Annotated in this window: 22 protein-coding genes and 1 pseudogene; 5 read left to right on the top strand and 18 right to left on the bottom strand. The window is 63.8% G+C overall.

Going from position 1 to position 20,516, the window contains the following annotated elements:
• Positions 1-230: 230 nt before the first annotated feature.
• Both B7X65_RS05955 and B7X65_RS05950 read right to left on the bottom strand, forming a co-directional pair.
• Positions 231-3,194 (bottom strand): efflux RND transporter permease subunit, encoded by a 2,964-nt coding sequence (locus B7X65_RS05955; RefSeq protein WP_293593377.1) that lies wholly within the window; start codon positions 3,192-3,194, stop codon positions 231-233.
• Between the two features lie 22 nt (positions 3,195-3,216).
• Complete coding sequence (locus B7X65_RS05950; RefSeq protein ID WP_293593376.1) at positions 3,217-4,806, bottom strand: efflux RND transporter periplasmic adaptor subunit; 1,590 nt, start codon at positions 4,804-4,806, stop codon at positions 3,217-3,219.
• 390 nt (positions 4,807-5,196) lie between these two features.
• Between B7X65_RS05950 and B7X65_RS05945 the strand changes: the two genes are divergently transcribed.
• Positions 5,197-5,700 carry a GNAT family N-acetyltransferase gene (locus B7X65_RS05945; protein ID WP_293593375.1) on the top strand — a complete coding sequence of 168 codons (504 nt, stop codon included), beginning with the start codon at positions 5,197-5,199 and terminating at the stop codon, positions 5,698-5,700.
• Positions 5,701-5,712: 12 nt separating this feature from the next.
• Here B7X65_RS05945 and B7X65_RS05940 read toward each other — a convergent pair whose 3' ends face one another.
• The 5 genes from B7X65_RS05940 to B7X65_RS05920 all read right to left on the bottom strand — a co-directional run bounded on the left by B7X65_RS05940 (position 5,713) and on the right by B7X65_RS05920 (position 10,637).
• Positions 5,713-6,930: an MFS transporter gene (locus B7X65_RS05940; RefSeq protein WP_293593374.1), complete on the bottom strand. Its 1,218-nt coding sequence runs from the start codon at positions 6,928-6,930 to the stop codon at positions 5,713-5,715.
• 123 nt (positions 6,931-7,053) lie between these two features.
• Entirely contained in the window at positions 7,054-8,079 is a 1,026-nt protein-coding gene (gene arsB / locus B7X65_RS05935; protein ID WP_293593373.1) for an ACR3 family arsenite efflux transporter, read from the bottom strand.
• Positions 8,080-8,110: 31 nt separating this feature from the next.
• A complete protein-coding gene (locus B7X65_RS05930; protein ID WP_293593372.1) occupies positions 8,111-8,701 on the bottom strand; it encodes an arsenate reductase ArsC in 591 nt (196 codons plus the stop codon).
• Positions 8,702-8,926: 225 nt separating this feature from the next.
• Positions 8,927-10,282 carry a hypothetical protein gene (locus B7X65_RS05925; protein WP_293593371.1) on the bottom strand — a complete coding sequence of 452 codons (1,356 nt, stop codon included), beginning with the start codon at positions 10,280-10,282 and terminating at the stop codon, positions 8,927-8,929.
• Between the two features lie 13 nt (positions 10,283-10,295).
• Positions 10,296-10,637 (bottom strand): metalloregulator ArsR/SmtB family transcription factor, encoded by a 342-nt coding sequence (locus tag B7X65_RS05920; RefSeq protein ID WP_293593370.1) that lies wholly within the window; start codon positions 10,635-10,637, stop codon positions 10,296-10,298.
• 55 nt (positions 10,638-10,692) lie between these two features.
• Between B7X65_RS05920 and arsC the strand changes: the two genes are divergently transcribed.
• Both arsC and arsH read left to right on the top strand, forming a co-directional pair.
• A complete protein-coding gene (gene arsC, locus B7X65_RS05915; RefSeq protein ID WP_293593369.1) occupies positions 10,693-11,124 on the top strand; it encodes an arsenate reductase (glutaredoxin) in 432 nt (143 codons plus the stop codon).
• Positions 11,093-11,830, top strand: coding sequence for an arsenical resistance protein ArsH (arsH, locus tag B7X65_RS05910; RefSeq protein ID WP_293593368.1), 738 nt, complete (start codon positions 11,093-11,095; stop codon positions 11,828-11,830). Before arsC ends, arsH begins: the two co-directional genes overlap by 32 nt.
• Before the next feature lie 63 nt (positions 11,831-11,893).
• On the opposite strand, the gene B7X65_RS05905 is transcribed toward arsH, so the two are convergent.
• Genes B7X65_RS05905 through B7X65_RS05895 form a run of 3 tightly spaced genes read right to left on the bottom strand, consistent with a single transcriptional unit; the run spans position 11,894 to position 13,298 of the window.
• Complete coding sequence (locus tag B7X65_RS05905; RefSeq protein ID WP_293593367.1) at positions 11,894-12,151, bottom strand: DUF2798 domain-containing protein; 258 nt, start codon at positions 12,149-12,151, stop codon at positions 11,894-11,896.
• Positions 12,148-12,741: a flavodoxin family protein gene (locus B7X65_RS05900; protein ID WP_293593366.1), complete on the bottom strand. Its 594-nt coding sequence runs from the start codon at positions 12,739-12,741 to the stop codon at positions 12,148-12,150. The genes B7X65_RS05905 and B7X65_RS05900 overlap by 4 nt, the downstream gene beginning before the upstream one ends.
• A gap of 59 nt (positions 12,742-12,800) precedes the next feature.
• Entirely contained in the window at positions 12,801-13,298 is a 498-nt protein-coding gene (locus tag B7X65_RS05895; RefSeq protein WP_293593365.1) for a DUF2938 domain-containing protein, read from the bottom strand.
• A 77-nt stretch (positions 13,299-13,375) separates the two neighbouring features.
• On the opposite strand from B7X65_RS05895, the gene B7X65_RS05890 reads away from it, so the two are divergent.
• A complete protein-coding gene (locus tag B7X65_RS05890) occupies positions 13,376-13,807 on the top strand; it encodes a helix-turn-helix domain-containing protein (RefSeq protein ID WP_293593364.1) in 432 nt (143 codons plus the stop codon).
• A gap of 175 nt (positions 13,808-13,982) precedes the next feature.
• On the opposite strand, the gene B7X65_RS05885 is transcribed toward B7X65_RS05890, so the two are convergent.
• A complete protein-coding gene (locus tag B7X65_RS05885; protein WP_293593363.1) occupies positions 13,983-14,360 on the bottom strand; it encodes a hypothetical protein in 378 nt (125 codons plus the stop codon).
• Between the two features lie 267 nt (positions 14,361-14,627).
• On the opposite strand from B7X65_RS05885, the pseudogene B7X65_RS05880 reads away from it, so the two are divergent.
• Positions 14,628-14,765, top strand: a pseudogene (locus B7X65_RS05880) (arsenical resistance protein ArsH); the annotation flags it as partial.
• Positions 14,766-14,893: 128 nt separating this feature from the next.
• On the opposite strand, the gene B7X65_RS05875 reads toward B7X65_RS05880, so the two are convergent.
• From B7X65_RS05875 to B7X65_RS05840, 7 genes are all read right to left on the bottom strand, one after another.
• Complete coding sequence (locus B7X65_RS05875) at positions 14,894-17,299, bottom strand: NACHT domain-containing protein (protein WP_293593362.1); 2,406 nt, start codon at positions 17,297-17,299, stop codon at positions 14,894-14,896.
• Between the two features lie 103 nt (positions 17,300-17,402).
• On the bottom strand, positions 17,403-17,579 hold the full coding sequence (locus tag B7X65_RS05870; RefSeq protein WP_293593361.1) for a hypothetical protein: 177 nt from the start codon (positions 17,577-17,579) through the stop codon (positions 17,403-17,405).
• A gap of 186 nt (positions 17,580-17,765) precedes the next feature.
• Positions 17,766-18,611, bottom strand: a complete 846-nt coding sequence (locus tag B7X65_RS05860) for a class II glutamine amidotransferase (protein ID WP_293593360.1) — start codon at positions 18,609-18,611, stop codon at positions 17,766-17,768.
• Complete coding sequence (locus B7X65_RS05855; RefSeq protein WP_293593359.1) at positions 18,604-19,518, bottom strand: cation diffusion facilitator family transporter; 915 nt, start codon at positions 19,516-19,518, stop codon at positions 18,604-18,606. The genes B7X65_RS05860 and B7X65_RS05855 overlap by 8 nt, the downstream gene beginning before the upstream one ends.
• Positions 19,515-19,688 carry a hypothetical protein gene (locus B7X65_RS05850; RefSeq protein WP_293593358.1) on the bottom strand — a complete coding sequence of 58 codons (174 nt, stop codon included), beginning with the start codon at positions 19,686-19,688 and terminating at the stop codon, positions 19,515-19,517. Before B7X65_RS05850 ends, B7X65_RS05855 begins: the two co-directional genes overlap by 4 nt.
• A 47-nt stretch (positions 19,689-19,735) precedes the next feature.
• A complete protein-coding gene (locus tag B7X65_RS05845) occupies positions 19,736-20,155 on the bottom strand; it encodes an OsmC family protein (RefSeq protein WP_293593357.1) in 420 nt (139 codons plus the stop codon).
• A 113-nt stretch (positions 20,156-20,268) separates the two neighbouring features.
• Positions 20,269-20,508, bottom strand: a complete 240-nt coding sequence (locus B7X65_RS05840; protein WP_293593356.1) for a thioredoxin family protein — start codon at positions 20,506-20,508, stop codon at positions 20,269-20,271.
• Positions 20,509-20,516: the final 8 nt, after the last annotated feature.

The raw sequence follows: 20,516 nt of genomic DNA, 5'->3' as shown, positions 1-20,516 counted from the left end.
CATCGGGTCGCCTTCTCTTTGCTTACTTTCTCTTGGCGACGCAAGAGAAAGTGAGTCGCCCGCCGGGGCGAGACCCGGCTTGTCTGAAGCACCGCCAACTTTCAAGCTGGCACAGGCTTCGACCCTTCGACAAGCTCTGGACAGACCAAGCTCAGCCCGAACGGTGGTGGTCTTCGAACATGGATCCCGGATCAAGTCCGGGATGACAACCCGCGGAAGGAGGAGGGTGTTCACACCGAAGCCCTCCGCCTGAACCTCTGCCCCATCCGGTCAAACGCCAGATAAATCACCGGCGTGGTGAACAGCGTGAGCACCTGGCTGACGATGAGCCCGCCGAAGATGGCCAGCCCCAGCGGCCGGCGCAGTTCGGCCCCTTCGCCCCATCCGAGCATCAGCGGCACGGCGGCAAACAGGGCGGCCAGCGTGGTCATGAGGATGGGCCGGAAGCGCAGCAGCGCCGCCTGATGAATCGCTTCCTGCGGCGACTTGCCTTCGCTGCGTTCGGCGTCGATGGCGAAGTCGATCATCATGATCGCGTTCTTTTTCACGATGCCGATCAGCAAAATGATGCCGATGATGCCGATCACCCCAAGGTCGGAGCCGCTGATCATCAGCATCAGCAGCGCACCCACGCCGGCCGAAGGCAGGGTCGAGAGAATCGTCAGCGGGTGGATATAACTTTCATACAACACGCCGAGCACGATGTAGACGCAGATCACCGCCGCCAGGATCAGCCACAGCTGGCTGGACAGCGAGGTCTGGTAGGCCCCCGCCGCGCCGAGGAAGGTCAGGGTCACGCTGGCGGGCAGGGCGATGTCCTTCGCTGCCTGCTTGACCTCGCCCACCGCCTTGCCGAGCGAGACGCCCGGTGCTGTGTCGAAACCCAGCGTCGTCGCCGGGTACTGGGCCACGCGGGTGATCTGCAGCGGTGCGGGCTGCTCGGTGATGGTGGCGATGCTGGCCAGCGGGGTGGTGACGCCCGAGCCGGTTTTGAGCGGCAGGCTGCCCAGCGAGGCCGCGGTCATCAGGGGGTCGGGCAGGGCCTCGAGGATCACGCGGTACTGGTTGGTCTCGGTGAAAATCGTCGAGACGATGCGCTGGCCAAAAGCGCTGTACAGCGCGTCGTCAATCGCCGAGGTTGTCACGCCCACGCGTGAGGCGGTGTCGCGGTCCACCGAGATGTAGGCCGAGGTGCCGGTGGCACCGGCGTCCGAGGCGATGTTGCGCAGCGCCGGCAGCTCCTGCATGCGCTGCGCCAGCTTGTTGGCCCACAGCGTCACCGTGGCCGTGTCCGAACCTTCGAGCGAAACGCGGAACTGCGTCGGGCCGGTCTCGGCGTCGATGGTCAGGTCCTGCGTCGGCTGCAGATACATGGTGACGCCCGCCACCGCCCCGGCCCGGCGCTGCAGCCGGTCCATGGTCTCCTGCTGGCTGGTGCTGCGGCTGCTTTTCAGGTTGATCAGCATGCGGCCGGTGTGCAGCATGGTGTTGGAGGTCTCGATGCGGGCCTGCAGCTGGCCAGTGTCCTGCGTCGGGAACAGACCCTTGGGAATCAGCACATAGAGCAGCACGGTGAGCAGCAGCGTGGCCAGTGCCACCAGCAGCGTGGCGCCCTGGTGCCGCAGCACCCAGCTGAGCCAGCCGTCGTAACGCGTGATCACGCCATCGAAAAACTTCTGCAGTTTCGCGCCGGTCGGGCTGCCGCCGGTGTCCGGTTCATGTCTGAGCCAGCGCGCTGACATCATGGGCACAAGGGTCAACGAGACCACCGCCGAGATCAGGATGGTGATGGCCAGCGTGACCGCGAACTCGCGAAACAGCCGGCCGACCACGTCACCCATGAAGAGCAGCGGAATCAGCACGGCGATCAGCGAGACCGTCAGCGAGATGATGGTGAAGCCGATCTGCTGCGCGCCCTTGAGCGCGGCGGCCATCGGGGCCTCGCCTTTTTCGATGTAGCGCGAGATGTTTTCTATCATCACGATCGCGTCGTCCACCACAAAACCGGTGGCAATCGTCAGCGCCATCAGGCTCAGGTTGTTCAGGCTGTAGCCCAGCAGGTACATGGCGCCGCAGGTGCCTATCAGCGAAATCGGCACGGCCAGGCTGGCGATCACGGTGGCGCGGAGGTTGCGCAAAAACGCAAAAATCACCAGCACCACCATGACCACGGCCAGCAGCAGCTCGATCTCCACATGCAGCACCGAGGCGCGTATGCCGGTGGTGCGGTCGCTCAGCACATCGACCTTCATGGCGGTCGGCAGGCCGGCCTGCAACTCGGGCAGGCGTGCCTTGATCGCGTCCACGGTGGCAATCACGTTGGCGCCGGGCTGGCGCTGCACGTTCAGGATGATCGCCGGCTTCAGACCCGACCAGGCGCCGAGCTTGACGTTTTCAGCGCTGTCCACCACCTGCGCCACATCGGCCACACGCACCGCCGCGCCGTTGCGAAAGGCAATGATCAGGTTCTTGTACTCCGCCGCTGCCAGCAGCTGGTCGTTGGAATTGATGGAATATGAACGCGTCGGGCCGTCGATGCTGCCCTTGGCGCCGTTGGCATTGGCCGCCGCAATCGCCGTGCGCAGCGAATCGAGCCCGAGGCCGTAAGAAGCCAGGGCGCGCGTGTCCGCCTGGATGCGCACGGCGGGCCGCTGGCCGCCGCTCAGCGAGACCAGGCCGACGCCGCTGACCTGGCTGATCTTGAGCGCCAGCCGGGTGTTGACGATGTTCTGCACCTCGGTGAGCGGCAGGCTGTCGGAGGTGATCGCGAGCGTGAGCACCGGCGCGTCGGCCGGGTTGACCTTGGCGTACACCGGCGGCGCCGGCAGGTCGGCCGGCAGCAGCGAGCCGCCGGCATTGATGGCCGCTTGCACCTGCTGCTCGGCCACGTCCAGGCCCAGGCCGAGGCCGAACTGCAGCGTGACGATGGAGACGCCGGCCGCGCTGGTCGAACTCAGGCGCTGCAGCCCGGCCATCTGGCCGAACTGGCGCTCCAGCGGCGCGGTCACGGTCTGCGCCATCACCTCGGGGCTGGCGCCGGGGTACAGCGTCTGCACCTGGATGGTCGGGTAGTCCACCTGCGGCAGGGCCGACAGCGGCAAAAATTTGAACCCGACCAGGCCGGCCAGAACGATGGCCACCATCAGCAGCGCGGTGGCAACCGGCCGCTGAATGAAGGGACTCGACGGGCTCATGCGGGCAGTCGTCCGGGGGCCGTCATTGAGCCGGCGCCTGGGCGCCCTGGCGCCGCCGTTCCATGATCTGGTGCCAGCGCGCCAGCGCGGCGGCATCACCCCGGTCTATCGCTGCGAGCAGGCCGGTGCGCCGCGCCAGCGCTTCGGGGTCGTCTTTGACCTGTTCCAGAAAACGCTTGCGCTGCTCAGCGCCAGGCGGCGCGCCTGCGCTGACGGCTGGGGGTGCCGGCGGGGCCAGCGCAACCGGCGGGCCTGCCGTCGCCGGGGCAGCAGAAGCAGGTGCACCAGAGGCAGACCCAGCGGGCCGGGGTATCGGTGCGGCGCCGGGCGCGGGGTTGTCAGCGCGCGGTGCCGATGCGGCGCCCTGCGGCCTGCGCCCACCAGCCCGGCCAGCGCCGGGCGCATCGCCAGGCAGCACCACACGGGCGCCGTCCTTGAGCCGGTCGGCGCCTTCGGTGATGACGCGTTCGCCCACCTGCAGGCCGGAGGCGATCACGATTTTGTCCACCGTGGCCGGCCCGCGTTTGACGGGGCGCAGGCTCACGGTGCGCTCCGCCGCATTGAGCACATACACATAGTCGCCGCTGGCGCCCAGGCGTACGGCGGTGACCGGCACCACCACGGCGTTGTCGATGGTACGCACCAGCAGCTGCACATTGACGAACTGGCTGGGAAACAGCGTGAGCTTGCTGTTGGCAAAACGCGCCTTGGCCTTGACCGTGCCGGTGGTGGTGTCGATCTGGTTGTCGAGCGAGGCAAACACGCCGGTGTCCAGCGTGCCCGAGCGGGTGCGGTCCAGCGCGGTGACCTTCATCACGGTGCCGGCGCTGACGGCCTGCTGCAATTCGCCGACCTGGTCCTGCGGAATGGAAAACACCACGTCAATCGGGGTGACCTGGGTGATCAGGGCAATGCCATTGGCATCGCTGGGGTTCACCACATTGCCCACGTCCACCGCGCGCAGGCCGACGCGGCCGCTGACCGGTGCGACCACGCGGGTGTAGCCCAGGTTCAGGCGCGCCGCGCCTTCGTTGGCCTTGTCGATCACGACCGTGCCCTCGAGCTGCTTGACCAGCGCGGCCTGGGAGTCGACCTCCTGGCGGGCAATCGAGTCCTGGTCCAGCAGAGTCTTGAAACGCTGCAGCGTCACGCGCGCGCTGTCGAGTTGGGCTTCGTCGCGCTGGCGCTGGCCGCTGGCTTGCTGCAGGGCGAGCTCAAACTGGCGCGGGTCGATGGTGGCCATCAGTTCGCCCGCGCGCAGCATCTGCCCTTCCTTGAACAGCACTTTCTGCAACACGCCGGAGACCTGTGGACGCACCTTCACCGTGGCTTGCGGTGTGACCGTGCCCAGGGCGTCCAGAAGAATGGGAATGCTGGCCCGCTCGGCGGTGGCAACACCAACCGTGGTGGCTGGCGGTCCGCGGCGGGCTGCGCCGCCAGGGGCGGCGGTGCTGGCGTCTGCCGCGGGGTGGGTCAGGCGCCAGGCGAGCCAGCCGGTGCCGGCGAGAAGCAGCACCGCGATCAGGCTGCCAATCAGGATCGCGCGTCGGCTCAGGCGTTTGCGGGGGAGGGTCTCGGGGCCGACGGTCGGCGCCTCAGATTTCGGGTCCATCAGCTGTCCTTGTTGCCCACTGCACCAGCGGTCCGGCGCGGCACTTTTTTGTGTTTGATGGGTGTTGTCGCCAGCGGCGCCTTGGCGCTGCCAGCGTGTATTTTTCAGCTCGCTGAAGAATTATCACTGCAAGGCTTCGCGCTCAGGTGTAGCGCCGGAAAGGGCTTCGTAAATGTCCGGTAAAGAGCGGCGGCCCAGCATTCACCATGGCGGAAAGTGCTGGGGGCAACTGTCTGCCAGCGTACATTGCTCTGTTTTTGATAGCTGCCGGCGCTTTACCTGTCTGGGCTGGCGACCATTTTTATTGGTGATTCCAGAAGTGGTACTGCGCCGGACTCGTGGGTTGGCTGCTTAAAATCACCACATCCACCTTTCCACAGGGCTCCCCGCATGACAGCTATCGCCGCTTCCGGCCTGCGCATCAGCCGCGCTGACTACCGCAACCCCGCACACGCCGACGCGCTGGTAGCCCTGCTCGACGCCTACGCACGTGACAAGGCCGGCGGCGGGCAGCCCCTGAGCGACTTCGCCAGAACCCACCTGGTGGCGGAACTTGCCGCGCGGCCCCAGGCCTTCAGCGTGCTGGCCTTCGACGGCACGCAGCCGGTCGGGCTGGTCAACTGCATCGAGGGGTTTTCAACGTTTGCCTGCCGCCCGCTGGTCAATGTGCACGACGTGGTGGTGCTGGCCAGCCACCGCGGCCGGCGTGTCGGTGAGCTGATGCTGGCCGAGGTCGAGGCCATCGCGCGCGAGCGTGGCGCCTGCAAACTCACGCTGGAAGTGCTGCAGGGCAATGCGTCCGCCATCCGTCTGTATGAACGCATCGGTTTTGCCGCCTACCAGCTCGACCCGGCCATGGGTCAGGCGCAGTTTCTGCAGAAGTGGCTGGCCTGAGGGCGCGCTGAATCAGGCGGGCCGGACCGGTGCCCCGCGCGGGCCCTGCAGCAGCATCAAGGCCCCAAAAGCCAGCGCGCCCAGCGCCGCTGAAAACCACAAGGCGCCCGCGCCGAAGCGGTCAATCGCCAGGCCGAACAGCCAGGGCGAGAGAGCTTGCGCAAAACGCGCCGGCACCATCAGCAGGCCCTGGCGCGCGCCATAGTTCTTGGCGCCGAACAGCACCAGCGGCAGCGTGCCCTTGGCAATCGTCAGCACGCCGTTGCCGGCACCGTGCAGCACGGTGAACACCGCCCCCGCCGGCACACCGACAGCCAGGAACACCAGGGCGCCCAGCGTGTGCATGGCGCCGGCGACGCGCGCCGAGATCAGCGGATGGATGTTGCGCAGCAGCCCGTACTCGAGCAGCCGCCCGGCCACCTGCGCCGGGCCGACCAGCCCGGCAAACACCAGCGCGGTGGCCAGCGGCACGCCGTGCACCTGCAGCAGGCGCGGCAGGTGTGCGGCCATGGCGGTGCTGATGAACCAGGTCGCGGCAAACACAAAGGCCAGCAGCGCCACCATGCGCGTCGGGTTTTGTACGGACGCGGTTTCAGATGCGGAGAGGGTGCCGGCCGGCGCCGGTTCTGCTGGCATGGCCTGTACGGCCGGCGGCTCAGCTGGCGCTACCGGTGTGGAAGGCAGCATCAGGTTCAGCGGCAGCGCCACCAGCAGGTGCAGGCCGGCCCACACCCCGCAGGCGGCACGCCAGCCCCATTCGAGTTCCAGCCAGGCCGACAGCGGCCAGCCCACGGTGCTGGCAAAACCGGCCAGTAGCGTGATGCCGGTGATGGCGCCGCGCGCGTCCTTGCCGTACAGGTGCACCAGCGTGGCAAAGGCGGCTTCATACAGGCCGGCGGCCATGGCCACACCCAGAATGGCCCAGGCCACGAACAGGCCGACCGGTCCCTGCGCCAGGGCCAGGGCCGCCAGCCCGCCGGCAAAAATGAAGCTGGTGGCGGCCAGCACCGGCCGGCCGCCATAACGGTCAATCGCCTTGCCGGCAAAGGGGCCGAGCAGGGCGGACACCACCAGCGCTACGGAGAACCCGAGGAATACCGTCGGCGTGCTGACACCGAGGTCGCGCGCCATCGAGTTCGCGAGCATGGCCGGCAGGTAGTAGCTCGACGCCCACGCCAGGGTCTGGGCGATGCCGAGGCTGGCGACGGTGACGCTGCGGGGTTGGCTCATGGCGTGGCGAGGGTTTGCGTGCTATCAAAAACAGAGCTGTTGCCGCAGGTGGATAAAGGGCTGGAGGCCGATTTGATATGAAGAAATGGCCATGCAGCAGCAACGCCGCCGCCGGCCAGCCCCTCAAGCGCGCTGCGGTGCAAACCAGTGCTGCGTGCGGTTGATGATGGCCACCAGCGACAGCATCACCGGCACTTCGACCAGCACGCCGACCACCGTGGCCAGTGCCGCGCCCGATTGCAGGCCGAACAGCGAAATCGCCACGGCGACCGCCAGCTCGAAGAAGTTGGAGGTGCCGATCAGGCAGGCCGGGCCGGCCACGTTGTGCGGCAGGCTCAAGGCTTTGGCCGCGATGTAGCTGATGATGAAGATGCCGTAGCTCTGCACGATCAGCGGCACCGCGATCATGGCGATCACCAGCGGTTTGGCCACAATCGTTTCGGCCTGGAAGCCGAACAGCAGCACCACGGTGGCAATCAGCCCGATCACCGACCAGGGCTTGAGCTTGGCCACGAAGTCGGCCACCGCGTGGCTGGAGCGGCGCTGCAGCAGATGCCGCGTCGCCATGCCGGCCGCCAGCGGCAGCACCACGTACAGCACGGTGGAAAGCACCAGCGTTTCCCAGGGTACGGTGATGTTGGTCACGCCGAGCAGGAAGGCGGCGATGGGCGCAAAAGCCACCACCATGATCAGGTCGTTGACCGAGACCTGCACCAGCGTGTAGTTGGCGTCGCCCTTGACGAGCTGGCTCCAGACAAACACCATGGCCGTACAGGGCGCCACACCGAGCAGAATCATGCCGGCGATGTATTCGCTGGCCGATTGCGGATCGACCCAGGGCGCAAAAATGTACTGGAAGAACAGCACACCCAGCGCGGCCATGGTGAAGGGCTTGATCAGCCAGTTGACCACCAGCGTGAGGATCAGGCCGCGCGGTTTCTTGCCCACGTCTTTCACGGCCGACCAGTCGATCTGGATCATCATCGGGTAAATCATCACCCAGATGAACACGGCAACCACCAGGTTGACGTGGGCGATCTCCAGCGCGGCAATGCCCTGAAAGGCGGTTGGTGCCAGCAGGCCCAGGCCCACGCCGGCGGCGATGCCCAGTGCCACCCAGACGGTGAGGTAACGTTCAAACAATCCCATGACACTTCCTTTTTTTTGTGAATGGCTTTGCTCAGGCCTGCTTGGCCAGGTCCCGCGCGGCTTGCTGCACCATGGCCCGCGCGAGTTTTTCGGGCGGCAGGTTGATCAGGAGCTCCAGGCGGCGGCGTATCGCGAACAGGGTCTGACGGAAGGCTTCGAGTTTTTTCGCCTCATCACCCTCGACGTCCGAGGGATCGGCGTAACCCCAGTGCGCGGTGGCCGGCTGGCCGGGCCAGTACGGGCAGACCTCACCGGCAGCGTTGTCGCAGACCGTGATCACCAGATCCATCAAAGGTACGGCCCCCACGCTTTTCACTTCGTGTAATGCGCTGCCCCCCGAGGGGGCTGCGCTTGCTTGGGGCGGCCCGGCGCGGCGCGCGCGTGAATCCGGCTGGCCAAACTCGTCCCAGCTTTTACTGCGCAGGCCTTCGGTCGCGATGCCGGCGTTCTGCAGCACCTGCAGCGCCAGCGGGTTCGGCTGCTGGTTCTCACGCGGGCTGCTGCCGGCCGAAAAGGCCTGGAAGCGCCCCTTGCCGATGTGGTTCAGCGTGGCCTCGGCCAGGACGCTGCGGGCCGAATTGTGGGTGCATAAAAACAGGACGTTGAGGGGGCGCGCGGACATTGAAAGTTCTCCAGAAGAAAAGTTTTTGGGGCAGGACGATGGTTCAGAGACAGAGATGCCCTTCGCCCAAGCTGTCATTCCGGACCTGATCCGGAATCCACGGTGGGGGCATGGTGCAGGGCGAAGGCCTGGTGTGGCATGGATGGCGGGTCAGGCCCGCGGTGACAAGGAGGTGTGGCGTTTTCATGACCGTGCGGTGTCCCTGACTTGCTGGCGCTCTTGGGTTCAGCAAGGCGCGCCGGCTGTCGTGACGCACGTGTCCGCACCCGTGGGCCCGGCCAGGCCCGGCGCAGGCAGGCGACCCTCCAGCGCCGGCAGCACCACCACCGGCGAAAAGCCGCCGCCGGCCGTGCGGAAGTTGGTGGTCTGGCCGGTGTAGGTGCGTGCGGCCAGTAGTTGCACCCGGCCGCGGAAGGTGTAGGCGCGCAAGTCCAGCTTCAGGCGGGTGGCCACGCCATCGACATCGACCAGGCGTTCACTGGGCGGCACCAGCGCCTGCGCGATAAAGCCACCGGCCAGGATGTTGCTCCACACACCACGTGTAAGTTTGTCGCCGCGGTAGGCGGCCTTGGCGCCGTAACCCGCCACGGGTTTGAAGAAGAGTTGCCGGCGACGTGCCCAGAGGTCGTCCGCATGGTCGGCGGTAACGAGTTCGGTGTGCGGAACCACGGCTTGCAGCAGGCGCCGGTGTTCAGCCGACACGCCCCAGGAGGCCAGCAGCGCATCGTCACCGAGGGTGATGAGGTTGCGCTTGTCCGCATACAGCGCGTGGGCGCGCGGGTGCGGCGTGACCACCGCCGCGCCGGCCACATACGCGCTGCGCAGGGCTTCATGCGTTGGTTCGGACAGGCTGAAATCGGTCAGGCGGTTGTAGACCAGATCCACCGCCAGGCCCGCGGGCAGGGCGGGGTGCCACAGTGCGCCGTCTTTCCATTGAAGCTCGCACGCGTCGCCCACGGCGGCCGTGATGCCGTGCGCCAGAAAAAGCTGCCGTGCCAATGCAAATTCAGGTGCCAGGTATTGGGCCTCCGGCGCGTCGTCGGTGATCAATACGCTGCGCAGTGGCTGCGCGCCACGCTGGGCTTGCCACTCGGCGCGGAACATCGCCACAAAGGTCTGGTCGATTTGCGCCAGGTCGCTCGAAACATCCATCAGGCCCTGCATCGGTTCGCAGCATTCGCGGTGCGCACGTGCCAGCGCGGCGTTGAGCAGCGCGCCCCCGGCGTTGGTGTTGATCTCGATCAGGCGCGGGCCGTCGGCACCCAGGTGAAAGTCGTACGCCATGAAGACGCCGGCGGGGCCGAAATTCTGGCGGGCAATCCCGGGCGCGCTGGCCAGTGCCGCCTGCTGGTAAGCGGGCAGGGCGATCACGCCTTCAATCGCTGCAATCGCCTGGCCCAGGGTCGCGCGTATGGCCGGGTCCAGAAACACCGCCGTCTCGGAAAACAGGTGCGGGTGTGTCGTGGCCAGTCCGGCCAACATGCCTTGCAGGCTGGGGTCGGTTTCCAGCTGCTGGCGCAGGCGCTCGGGGTTCAGGGTGCGGCACAGGCAGCCCAGATTCAGGGCCTCGGCGAGGTTCATGGCGGTGCCCCGTTCAGCAGGCCGCGCAGGAGGCGGCGTCGGAGACTGCGCAGGCTTCGCCCTGGCAACAGTGTTTGGTCATGTAATTCATGAGCTCCACCATGTGGTCAAAGTTCGCGCGGTAAATCAGGTTGCGGCCGCGCGGCTCGCTGCTGACCAGGCCGGAATGCGCGAGTTCTTTCAGGTGAAAAGACAGCGCGCTGGGCGCTACTTCGAGCTGTTCGGCAATCGCGCCCGGTGTCAGCCCGTCGGGCCCGGCGACCACCAGCGCGCGGAAGGTGCGCAGGCGCTGCGTCTGCGCCAGTGCCGCCAGGGCTTTGACGGCGCCGGTATCATCGAGAGGTTTTGTTTCCATGTTTCAAATATAATTGAATAATCGAAACGAGGCAAGCCCAACCAGGAAAACAGCAATGGCCGACATCACGATTTACCACAACCCCCAGTGCGGCACCTCGCGCAACACGCTGGCGCTGATCCGCAACAGCGGGGTCGAACCCGAAGTCATCGAGTACCTGCAAACTCCGCCCAGCCGGGAAACCCTGGTCGCGCTGGTGGCCCGGACCGGGCAGCCGCTGCGCGCGCTGATCCGCAGCAAGGAAAAGCGCTACGCCGAACTCCAGCTCGACAACCCGGCGCTGACGGACGACCAGCTGCTGGACGCCATGCTGGCCCACCCCCTCCTGATCAACCGGCCCATCGTCGTGACGCCGCTGGGCACACGCCTGTGCCGGCCTTCTGAAGCCGTGCTCGACATCCTGCCTGCGCCGCAGCAGGGCGCTTTCACCAAGGAAGACGGCGAGCCGGTCATCAATGCCAAGGGAGAACGTGTTGCCGGCGCTTGAAGACCTTCCCAACGTAGATAAAGACCTGTTCGCGCTGCCCACAGCCAGCGCACTGCAGGCCTTCCGGCCGTCAGCGCACGCGCCGCGCATTTTGCTGCTCTACGGCTCGGTACGCGAGCGCTCCTACAGCCGCCTGCTCAGCGAGGAGGCCGCGCGCCTGCTGCAGGCCATGGGCGCCGAAACCAGAACCTTTGACCCGAGCGGCCTGCCGCTGCCCGACGACGCGCCCGACAGCCACCCCAAGGTGCAGGAGCTGCGGCAACTCGCGCAGTGGGCCGAAGGCATGGTCTGGACCTCGCCCGAGCGCCACGGCGCCATGACCGGCATCATGAAATCACAGATCGACTGGATCCCGCTGGCCGAGGGCGCGGTACGGCCGACCCAGGGCAAAACCCTGGCCGTGATGCAGGTCAGCGGCGGCTCGCAGTCCTTCAACGCGGTGAGCCAGCTGCGCGTGCTGGGCCGCTGGATGCGCATGCTGACCATTCCCAACCAGTCCTCGGTGGCCAAGGCCTTCCTGGAGTTCGACGAAGCCGGGCGCATGAAGCCTTCCGCCTATTACGACCGCGTGGTCGATGTGATGGAAGAACTCGTGAAGTTCACCTTGCTCACGCGTGATGTGGCGCCTTATCTGGTGGACCGGTACAGCGAGCGCAAGGAGAGTGCGGAGGCACTGTCGAAGCGGGTGAATCAGCGGAGTTTGTGAATCAAATCGGCCTCCAGCCCATGCCGGACAAGCGCAGGCAGCTATTGAATTAATAGCGACCGGTCAGTCTCTCTTTGAAGCAGGGCCTGCTGCTCCCTCCGCTTGCAGAAGGCTGCGAACCAGCCGGCGCGCCACAGGCGAAACCACCAGCACCGCCGGGAAGGCAAACAACCACGCCGTGAGCCAGGAAGTGATCCACAGTGACAGAAAGCCCGGCCCCATCCCGGCGGCGCGCAGCGTGGATATTCCTGCGACCAGCAGCGACATCAGGCCTGACAGAAAGAAGCCGAACAACATGGACTCAAATTTTCGGGGAATCATTGCGTCACCTCCAGATTGGCATTCGCTGCCATGCGCTGCAGTGCTTCAGCAACATTCGTGCCGAACATCCGCGCCGTCTTGATGTCCCCGGGTGCGAACGAATCCGCAGGCGCCGAATGCCCGGCCTGCGCCATCATTCCCGACCAGGAGCCGAGCCGGTTGGCGGCTTCTTCATACGGCACGCCGCTGTGCTGCTCGGGCAGGATGGCGTTGCCGACCCAGACCATGCCGTGTTGCATCGCGAAGACGAAGATGGACAGCAGCGTGGATTGCTTGTCGCCTGCCGGCAGGGACGACACGGTGAAGGCCGATGCCAGTTTTCCCTTGAGGGCGTGGCTTTTCCAGAGCCGGCCCGTCGAATCCATGAAGGTCTTGAAGGTGCCGGAGACACCGCCCAGGTAGGTGGGGGAACCGAAGACGAAGCCGTCATAGTCCAGCAGGTGTTCGGGAGTCTTTGCGAGTTCTTCGGCTTTCAGCAAATGCGCATCGATGCCGGGAACAGATCGCACACCCGCCAGGATGTGCCCGGCAATGTGGCCGGTATGGCCGTGGGCGCTGTGATAGATGACGGCAAGTTGTTTGTTCTTCATGGTGTGGTGTCCAGTTCAAGTTGAGTGAAGTTGAGTGAGTGAATCTCTGAAAAAAGGCTTCATCGCGAGATCCAGGCGATGACGACGGCGGCCAGGTACAGGCCGAGTCCAAAAACGCTGTGATTTACCAGGCTCCTGAGCCGGTTTTTTGCCGGTGCCGGCGTGCGCGACGACGCGATGCCCGCCCCCATGGCGGGCTGCATGACGAGCCAGGGCGCTGCGACTGTGGCTATGCCCACGCACAGCGCCGGCAGCAGCGTCGGGCTGTGCACCCAGTTCATGCCAAAGATGCCGGCCAGAAGGCCCGCGAAGCCGATGCCGGTTGCGTAGTGGACGAACCACCCCAAAACGCGTTCGCCTGGCACCGGCGCGGCCTTCGCGATCGCGTCATGCGTCCAGGTGCCGTTGCGCCAGTGGCCGACCCAGCGGCCGATCATTGCGAAGTTGAGCGTGGGCACGCCCAGGCGCTGGAGAAGCAGCAGCCAGGCGTCCATGACTGCGGTGGCGCCCATGCCGATGAGCAGGATGTGCGCCGCGCCTGCAGTAAATGTGTTCATGTGATTCCTCGTTGACAAAAAGTGACGGTGAGGGCACTCTACAAGTTCAAGTCAACTTGAAGTCAAGAGGTTTTTTCATGGACATCGCCGAAGTCGCCAAAAAGTCAGGCCTGCCTGCCTCCGCGCTGCGCTACTACGAAGAAAAAGGGCTGATCACCTCGGCCGGCCGGCAGGGCCTGCGCCGAACATTTGCACCGGGCGTGCTGGACCAGCTGGCACTGATTGCGCTCGGGCAGGCCGCCGGGTTTTCGCTGGACGACATCGGCGCCATGTTCTCGCCCGACGGTCAGGCCAGCATCGACAGGCAGTCGCTCAGCGCCAAGGCCGACGAGCTGGACAACACGATCAAGCGCCTGAAGGCGATGCGCAACGGGCTCAGACATGCGGCGGTGTGTCCCGCGCCCAGCCACGCCGAGTGCCCGACCTTTCAGCGACTGCTGCGCTCAGCGGCGGCCGGCGAGTTGACGCCACGCGTGAGGAAGCCCGTGCGCGTGCGGTCGAAGGCGTGAGCGCGCTGGCCAGGCTGGACGCGAGCTGCCGCGTTGGTGGGGCAACCAGGCTCATGGACCGACGCTTGCATGAGAAACAGGCCTGCAGCCCTTATGGATCGGTCGGTGTCAGCTATTGAATTGGTAGCGAATGGCCGTGCGCCTTGTTTTGCCAGCTGCGCGAGTGGCTCAGACCTCAGTCAAATAAATACTCCACCTCACCCAACCAGCGCTCCTCGATGCGCGTGAGGTTGGCCCGCTTTCCAACCTGCACCCGGTGGCCCACCGAGCTGCGAAAAGCGGTCCCCTCGATTTCTTCCAGCCACCTGTCGGCCGTCTCCTCGGGAAAGTCCAGGCCAAGCGCTTCAGCCGCGTCAATGCCGCTTTCGTACCCTTTGGCATAAGCGTACAGAAGTGACATCGTGTCGCGATGACGGCCTGGAACGCAGTAAAAAACGCCAAACGCCCTGTCGTAAACAAACGGACGGCTCAGGTCGGCAAGATGGAGCGGCTCCGGTTCGGAGGCGCCGGTTCTCTCGAGGGCCTGCAATTGTTGAGAGGTCAAACTTCGCATGGCTGTCTGGTTCAGGCCGCAGCCCGGTACTTCAAATCAAGCCGGGATGGGCGCTTGTGGTTCATGGCCTTTATCTTTTACACAACGATATATTCAGCCGCTGGGCGCGTCAACGTCTGGGGACGGTGCATTCGGTTTCATGCTAGTCCGCTTTGGAGGCGTTTGCACGGGTTCTGGGGATGTAAATAAGTCACACCAAAGTTGGGTGTGCGGCGGATCAACCTGCTGCGCGTGCTGACGATTCCCGATCAGTCGTCGGTGGTCGGTGTGGTGGACGTGATGGAAGAACTCGTCAAGTTCACGTTGCTTACTCGCGATGTCGCGCCCTACCTGGTGGACCGGTACAGCGAGCGCAAGGAGAGTGCGGAGGCGCTGTTCTGGCGGGTGAAGCAGCGGAGTTTGTGAATCTTATAAGTCTTACAGGGCGCTGGTTTTGCCCTTGGCGGGCGGGCGTTAGTAGCTATTGAGGTAGTAGCATACTGATTCATCCATGCTAAAGGATAAGGCGCAACAACCTCATCTGGATGGCGTAGTTAATGCGGCTTGAAACTATTGCCCGCTCTGCGTGTCCTGTCATAGGATACAACTACGAAATTGGTTCTCCGATTACGCAAGAAGCCGTCGTGAGCCTTTCGCAGCTTCAAATCGATCATTTCATATACCTTCTGGGTTTCGACGCTCACGGGTGCCACTATTGCACTTTCCCGGACTTCGCCGAACGCGCTGACAGCTTCCGGCATCCGGTCGTTGACCTCCCCGGCGCATAGTGCAATAAGTTTGCCTGGGTTAAATTGCAACTTCGCGGCGTCGAGCTTCCCCTGCATCGCAAAAACCTTCTCTACGGTGTGACCAAGCCACTTTGCGGAGAAATCGAATTGTTTCGCTTCGATCGAGAGGGCAGACGGATCAGATTCCGGACGGGCGCGACGTAAGCATCGTTCGATTAGACCCCCTACAAGTGCGAGCAGCATGGGTGATGAAAAACGACTCTGTTGCCTTTGGAGAAGGGCCAATGTCGCAGTGGCGGCAGCATCGTCTTGGCCCAATCTCAATACCTGTAAAAGAAATGCATCGAGTTGAGCTAACGTGGGGGAGCCGGGGGTCTTCGACTGGTGAGCCAGCACGATGATCGCCACCGTCCACATATCTACTTGCGCAGGTTGTCTAAGGGCGGTTTGTTCGATATTTTCAATTAGACGAGGGAACCTCGAGTAAAACAAAAGGTACGAAGGTGACAGTAGACCGGGGCTGGAACGCAGTGTGTCGTACCAGTCCATGACGTAGTCCAGATCTGGCGTTTGATTCAAAAATGAGATGATGTCCGGGGTGATATGTGCCGAGTACTCAGCGTGTGCATTCGGGTCGGGTTTTGCCAATCGTAGTCGTTCAGCTACCAAAAATTCCTGGAAAGAACGGTGTGCGAAGTACAAAACTCCAGAGTCTTTCTCCTCTGTAAGAGTGGAAACGATGTACTCGTTTCGCTTGCCCTCAAGATCAGTTGCGTTTCCGTCAGGCAACTCGGCCAACAAGGAGTTGGGTATTTCCTCTCGCCCGAAGCTGCCTTGCACTTTGCCTATGCGTCGCCAAGCCCACCAAGCCACATCACGCTGGAATTGCAAGCGATCACCGAGCGGAATAGCCTTGCGGGCACGCTTTTGCGTCGTGTCCCGCTCCACCATGGAACGAATGAAGTGATCGTAAAGTCGATATCGGGTGAAGTCGCCGAAATCAAAGCTTGGGTCAGCTGCAAGTTCGGAGATCAGTTGCACGTGAACTGGGCGCGCGAGCAGATCAGGTGGTACGCGATCCAACACTTCGGCCGTCCGTTCCTCCACGAACGAGCTCTTGTACGTAAAGCGTCCGGCTACCTGATAGCGACTAACGATATTTTTGAGATTGCTAAAAAGAAGGTCTTGGCGTTCGGCTTCATTGAAGAAGGCAAGTGTCAACTCCTGCCACTGATTGAACTCCGTGCTGGCGACGCTCTGTCCTCCGACCCTCCTAATGCCGCGAAAGACCAAATCTTGCGCATCTGAGGGGAGCGCATTGGGCCGGCCAAGCAAAATCACCTTGCTTTGGCCTTTTAACAGGCGATTGAATTCTCGAAAGTTTGAGAAGAAGTCAGAGGCCGTCATTGCGTGCTTCATTTCGTCGAAGCCGTCCAGAATCACTAGCAATCGTCCTGTCTGGTTTAGGTAGTCGAAGGTCTTGAACTGGTACCCGGGTGCCGGACTGTCGGCGGTAAATTCGGCTCCGAAGAGCGCTTCCAGGCGCGTTTCATGCACAACCTCGCCGAGTTTTTTGATGATGGGGATACGCTGAGTCGGATCAGCCAAGTAGGCATTGGCGTAATAACCCGCGACTCGTCGTGCCAAGCTGGTCTTTCCCTGACCATAGCTCCCCAAGATTGCAAGTCCGTTGCCTGCTGGCGAGGACACCCACGCTTGCAGTTTCTCAAGCGCGGCTCCATCGTGCCCATCGAATCGGGCTTCGACATACGACGCCTCCTCAATGGGCTGCAGACCTGCAAGCGTCTGGACGTACTTGCGTATCCCAAGAAGCGACTCTTCTAGTTCTTGAATGGTTAAGTGGCGCGCATACCGCCAGCCTTTAATGGAATCTGCTGCGGCGCTTCCAACAGGCTTTCTGCTGACGATAAGTACGCCGTCAATGTACCCGGCGTCAAGCAGTCGCTGGTACTTTGGCCAAATTTTCTCTTCGATGTACGTCTTGGTCAGAGGGGTCTCATAGCTCTTGCACTCGACGGCCATCCGATCAGTGCGACCGAAATCCACACGAGTGAAAAGCACGTCGACCTTCGTGCCATTCACGTACTGTTCTGGCTGTGCATCGGGGAACTGAGTGCGCAGTAGCTCGCAAACCAAGTCGCGGAAAGAGTCTCCAACTTCGGTCGTCGATGGTGATTTTTTATGTGTCACAACGGGGACTGTAACAGCGCGTGTTTATAACGTCTTGTGGTGCGTTTTTTTTCTTCGAGTTGTCTCTATATGCGAGGGAAGGCTATGGCAAGTGGTTTTGCTTTCACCCTAATCTCCAGTTCTCCAGATTGGTGCGAGCCGCCTTGTACTCAGTCTGGATCACACGTTCCTGCGAATCCCTGGCTGACATGTCAGGGGCGCTGGCTGTCGTTGCAATCAGCAGATCTGCCATCACCATTTCCGCCGTGACGACCCAGCAGCCCTGGGTGCGCATGTCCATCACTCACTTCCGGGCGAGCGAGACCGCGTCAGCACCCGCCGGATACCGCTGCGGCGCGGCCGAATCGTTCGCGGCGCGCCACACGGCTTCGGCCGCGTCGGCGGCCGTGGTCATGGCCGCCGGGTTGCCCAGCGTTACCGAATAAAATCAGCCTCCAGTCCTTGCTGCGAAAGCGCAAGCAGCTATCTATTTGGTAGCGGATGAAGTCACTGCAGCAGTGGCAGCACCACGCGTAGCGAGCAAGGCACCATGGCGTACCGCCACCAGATCCCCTTCGGCCAGCGGCTGCCAGGCCTCGTCGGTGAGCGGCACGCTTGCGATAAACAGGGCGTGGCGCTCCTCCTGCACGATCGCGACGCCGGCTTCGCGGGCTGTCGCCGGCTCCTCGGGTGGGCAATGCCGTTGCAGCATCCACAGGCCTGGCGGCCCGGGACGGCCGAGGTCGGGTTGCAGGCGCTTGTGGCCGTGTGCAAACAGGGTGTCGCCGTCGGCGTAAAGAAAGTTGGCCGGGCCGAGCGCGCGCAGGTCGGCGGCGAAGGACGCCAGCAGCGACAGGCGTGCGTCCAAGGATGGAGGCTCGGCCCCGTCCCACAGTGGCCGCAGGCGTTCCATCAGGGCGCAGAAAGCATGTTCCGAATCGGTCTGCCCCACGGGCCGGTAGGCGCCGAGCGTCAGCGTTTTGCAGCTTTCGATGCCGGGCAGGTCGCCGTTGTGGGCAAACACATGGGTGCGGCCACCCAGTTCCCGAACAAAGGGCTGCGTGTTCGAGAAGCTCACCGCGCCACGCGTGGCATGGCGGATGTGCGAGATGGCCAGTTGGGTGCTCGGCCCCTGGGTTTCGAGGTAGCGAACCAAGGGGCTGTCTCCGGCGGCCAGCGGTTCGCGGAACAGCGCCACGTCTTCGCCCTGGTAGAAGGCAACGCCCCAGCCGTCGCGCGAGCTGCCGGTTGCGCCGCCGCGCGAAGCCAGGGTGTGGAGCGAAAATGTCAGCCGGGTCGGCCCGGAAGTCGAGAGGGCCAGGAGCTCACACATCAGGTGGGGCGCAAGGCGCGGTGAAGGCTTGCTGCATGACCTGCAGCGTCACGTGCGTGATGTCGAAACGGTCGTGCAACTGGTCGGTCGCGTGTTTCAGGAAAGCGTCGTCTGCGTGTCCCTGCGGCATCACCAGATGCGCCGTCAGCGCGACTTGCGACGTGCCCATCGCCCAGATGTGCAGGTCGTGCACCCGTGTCACGCCTGGCAGCGCCGCCAGACATGCCTGAACGGCCTGCGGGTCCACGCTGTCGGGGACGCCGTCAAACAGCATGTGAAGCGACTGCTTGAAAAGGCTCGCGGTTCCCGCCAGGATGACGCCCGCAATCAGCAGGCTGACCACCGGGTCCAGCCACACCCAGCCCATCCACAATGTCAGCGCCCCCGCGACCACCACCCCGGCAGACACCAGGGCGTCGGCGGCCATGTGCATGAAGGCGCCGCGGATATTGAGGTCGTGCTCGCGCCCGCGCATGAACAGCAGGGCGGTGGCGGTGTTGATCACAATGCCGATGCCGGCCACCACCATGATGGTCACGCCCTCGGCACCGGCCAGCGGCTCGGGCGAGAAAAGGCGGCCCACCGCTTCCCAGGCCAGTGCACCCATCGCCATCAGGAGCAGCAGGGCATTGGCAAAAGCCGCCAGAATGGTGCCGCGCTTCCAGCCGTAGGTGTGGCGCGCGTTGGGGCGCAGCTTGCTGGCCAGTGCGCCGCCCCACGCCAGGACCAGACCCGCCACGTCGCTCAGGTTGTGCCCGGCGTCGGCCAGCAGGGCCAGCGAGTTGATTTTCCAGCCGTAAAACGCCTCGATCGCCACAAAGACGATGTTGAGCACAATGCCGATGGCAAAAGCCCGGTTGAAGTTGGCGGGCGCGTGCCCATGGTCGTGGTCGTGGTCAGCGCTCATGCGGCGGGGGCCTCCGGCATCACCGCGACACTGCCCGGCGGGAAATAGGCGGGTGGGTCCGACGCATCGAAGGATTCCTCGAATGCACGGCCCCAGGCGGCCATCATGGACTCGCGTTGACTGCCGGCTTCCTCACACATCCACGCCCTGATTTCTTTTGCGTATCCCATGCACATGTCGCTTGTCCTCTCGTTGCGATGTCGATGTTGCTTGCGGTTCAGCGCCGCCGCAGGACACCACTCAAGTCAGTTCCCGGCGCAACGGTATTGAACACCGTGCCGTATTTCTTCACATTTTCATGCAGCAAGTCCAGTCGCTGGTCCGACTCGTCGGTATCCACGATGATTTCGTAACGGATGGACTCCATTCGGGGCGGCACGTCCTGCCGCACGCCATCGACGATGACTTCAATACCGCGCATCCTGAACTTCAGAATAGGCGCCACCCGCTCCATTCCCTTGATCATGCAGGCCGAGAGGGCCGCCAGCAACAGCTCTGCCGGGTTGAATGCATCCGGGTTGCCCGCCAGGTCGGTATCCAGGGCGATTTCGGCGTTTTTGCAATTCGACAGGCTACCGTGCGCGTCGACGCGGCGCGACGCCACATGAAAAGTCATTTTGGCGGCGGGCTGGCTCATGAAGGGTGATCCTTGTCGGTTGCGTTCGTACTCAGGGCAGGCGCGGCACAAGCGTCAAGGTGCCCCCGACGACAGGGTAACCCTTTTGCAGCGGGGGAACGCGCTTTCGTTGCTCAAGCGGTGGCAGTAAGCCACTGCTCGATCTTGTCACGGCTGGGCACGCCGCCCGCATGGACCACCTTGCCATTGATGACAACACCGGGTGTGCTCATCACGCCGTAGCCCATGATGTCGCGCAATTCCTCCACTTTTTCCAGATGGATGGTGACGCCTTTGGCTTTTGCCACCTGGTCGATGAGGGCGATGGTGTTCTTGCAGTTGGCGCAGCCGGTGCCGAGTACCTTGATGTCCATGGTGTTTC

Source organism: Polaromonas sp. 39-63-25 (assembly GCF_002278925.1).
Lineage (GTDB): Bacteria > Pseudomonadota > Gammaproteobacteria > Burkholderiales > Burkholderiaceae_C > Polaromonas.
The sequence above is the reverse complement of the archived record's forward strand: the minus strand, read 5'-3'. Positions and strand labels throughout refer to the sequence as shown.

What these genes read in the sequence shown, in the direction of transcription:
- B7X65_RS05840 (WP_293593356.1), bottom strand. Translation starts at nt 20,508, where the DNA reads ATGGACATCAAGGTACTCGGCACCGGCTGCGCCAACTGCAAGAACACC.
- B7X65_RS05860 (WP_293593360.1), bottom strand. Translation starts at nt 18,611, where the DNA reads ATGTGTGAGCTCCTGGCCCTCTCGACTTCCGGGCCGACCCGGCTGACA.
- B7X65_RS05925 (WP_293593371.1), bottom strand. Translation starts at nt 10,282, where the DNA reads ATGAACCTCGCCGAGGCCCTGAATCTGGGCTGCCTGTGCCGCACCCTG.
- B7X65_RS05930 (WP_293593372.1), bottom strand. Translation starts at nt 8,701, where the DNA reads ATGTCCGCGCGCCCCCTCAACGTCCTGTTTTTATGCACCCACAATTCG.
- B7X65_RS05870 (WP_293593361.1), bottom strand. Translation starts at nt 17,579, where the DNA reads ATGGACATGCGCACCCAGGGCTGCTGGGTCGTCACGGCGGAAATGGTG.
- B7X65_RS05920 (WP_293593370.1), bottom strand. Translation starts at nt 10,637, where the DNA reads ATGGAAACAAAACCTCTCGATGATACCGGCGCCGTCAAAGCCCTGGCG.
- B7X65_RS05885 (WP_293593363.1), bottom strand. Translation starts at nt 14,360, where the DNA reads ATGCGAAGTTTGACCTCTCAACAATTGCAGGCCCTCGAGAGAACCGGC.
- B7X65_RS05950 (WP_293593376.1), bottom strand. Translation starts at nt 4,806, where the DNA reads ATGGACCCGAAATCTGAGGCGCCGACCGTCGGCCCCGAGACCCTCCCC.
- arsH (WP_293593368.1), top strand. Translation starts at nt 11,093, where the DNA reads ATGCCAAGGGAGAACGTGTTGCCGGCGCTTGAAGACCTTCCCAACGTA.
- B7X65_RS05900 (WP_293593366.1), bottom strand. Translation starts at nt 12,741, where the DNA reads ATGAAGAACAAACAACTTGCCGTCATCTATCACAGCGCCCACGGCCAT.
- B7X65_RS05955 (WP_293593377.1), bottom strand. Translation starts at nt 3,194, where the DNA reads ATGAGCCCGTCGAGTCCCTTCATTCAGCGGCCGGTTGCCACCGCGCTG.
- B7X65_RS05845 (WP_293593357.1), bottom strand. Translation starts at nt 20,155, where the DNA reads ATGAGCCAGCCCGCCGCCAAAATGACTTTTCATGTGGCGTCGCGCCGC.
- arsC (WP_293593369.1), top strand. Translation starts at nt 10,693, where the DNA reads ATGGCCGACATCACGATTTACCACAACCCCCAGTGCGGCACCTCGCGC.
- B7X65_RS05890 (WP_293593364.1), top strand. Translation starts at nt 13,376, where the DNA reads ATGGACATCGCCGAAGTCGCCAAAAAGTCAGGCCTGCCTGCCTCCGCG.
- B7X65_RS05905 (WP_293593367.1), bottom strand. Translation starts at nt 12,151, where the DNA reads ATGATTCCCCGAAAATTTGAGTCCATGTTGTTCGGCTTCTTTCTGTCA.
- B7X65_RS05945 (WP_293593375.1), top strand. Translation starts at nt 5,197, where the DNA reads ATGACAGCTATCGCCGCTTCCGGCCTGCGCATCAGCCGCGCTGACTAC.
- B7X65_RS05850 (WP_293593358.1), bottom strand. Translation starts at nt 19,688, where the DNA reads ATGGGATACGCAAAAGAAATCAGGGCGTGGATGTGTGAGGAAGCCGGC.
- arsB (WP_293593373.1), bottom strand. Translation starts at nt 8,079, where the DNA reads ATGGGATTGTTTGAACGTTACCTCACCGTCTGGGTGGCACTGGGCATC.
- B7X65_RS05895 (WP_293593365.1), bottom strand. Translation starts at nt 13,298, where the DNA reads ATGAACACATTTACTGCAGGCGCGGCGCACATCCTGCTCATCGGCATG.
- B7X65_RS05855 (WP_293593359.1), bottom strand. Translation starts at nt 19,518, where the DNA reads ATGAGCGCTGACCACGACCACGACCATGGGCACGCGCCCGCCAACTTC.
- B7X65_RS05940 (WP_293593374.1), bottom strand. Translation starts at nt 6,930, where the DNA reads ATGAGCCAACCCCGCAGCGTCACCGTCGCCAGCCTCGGCATCGCCCAG.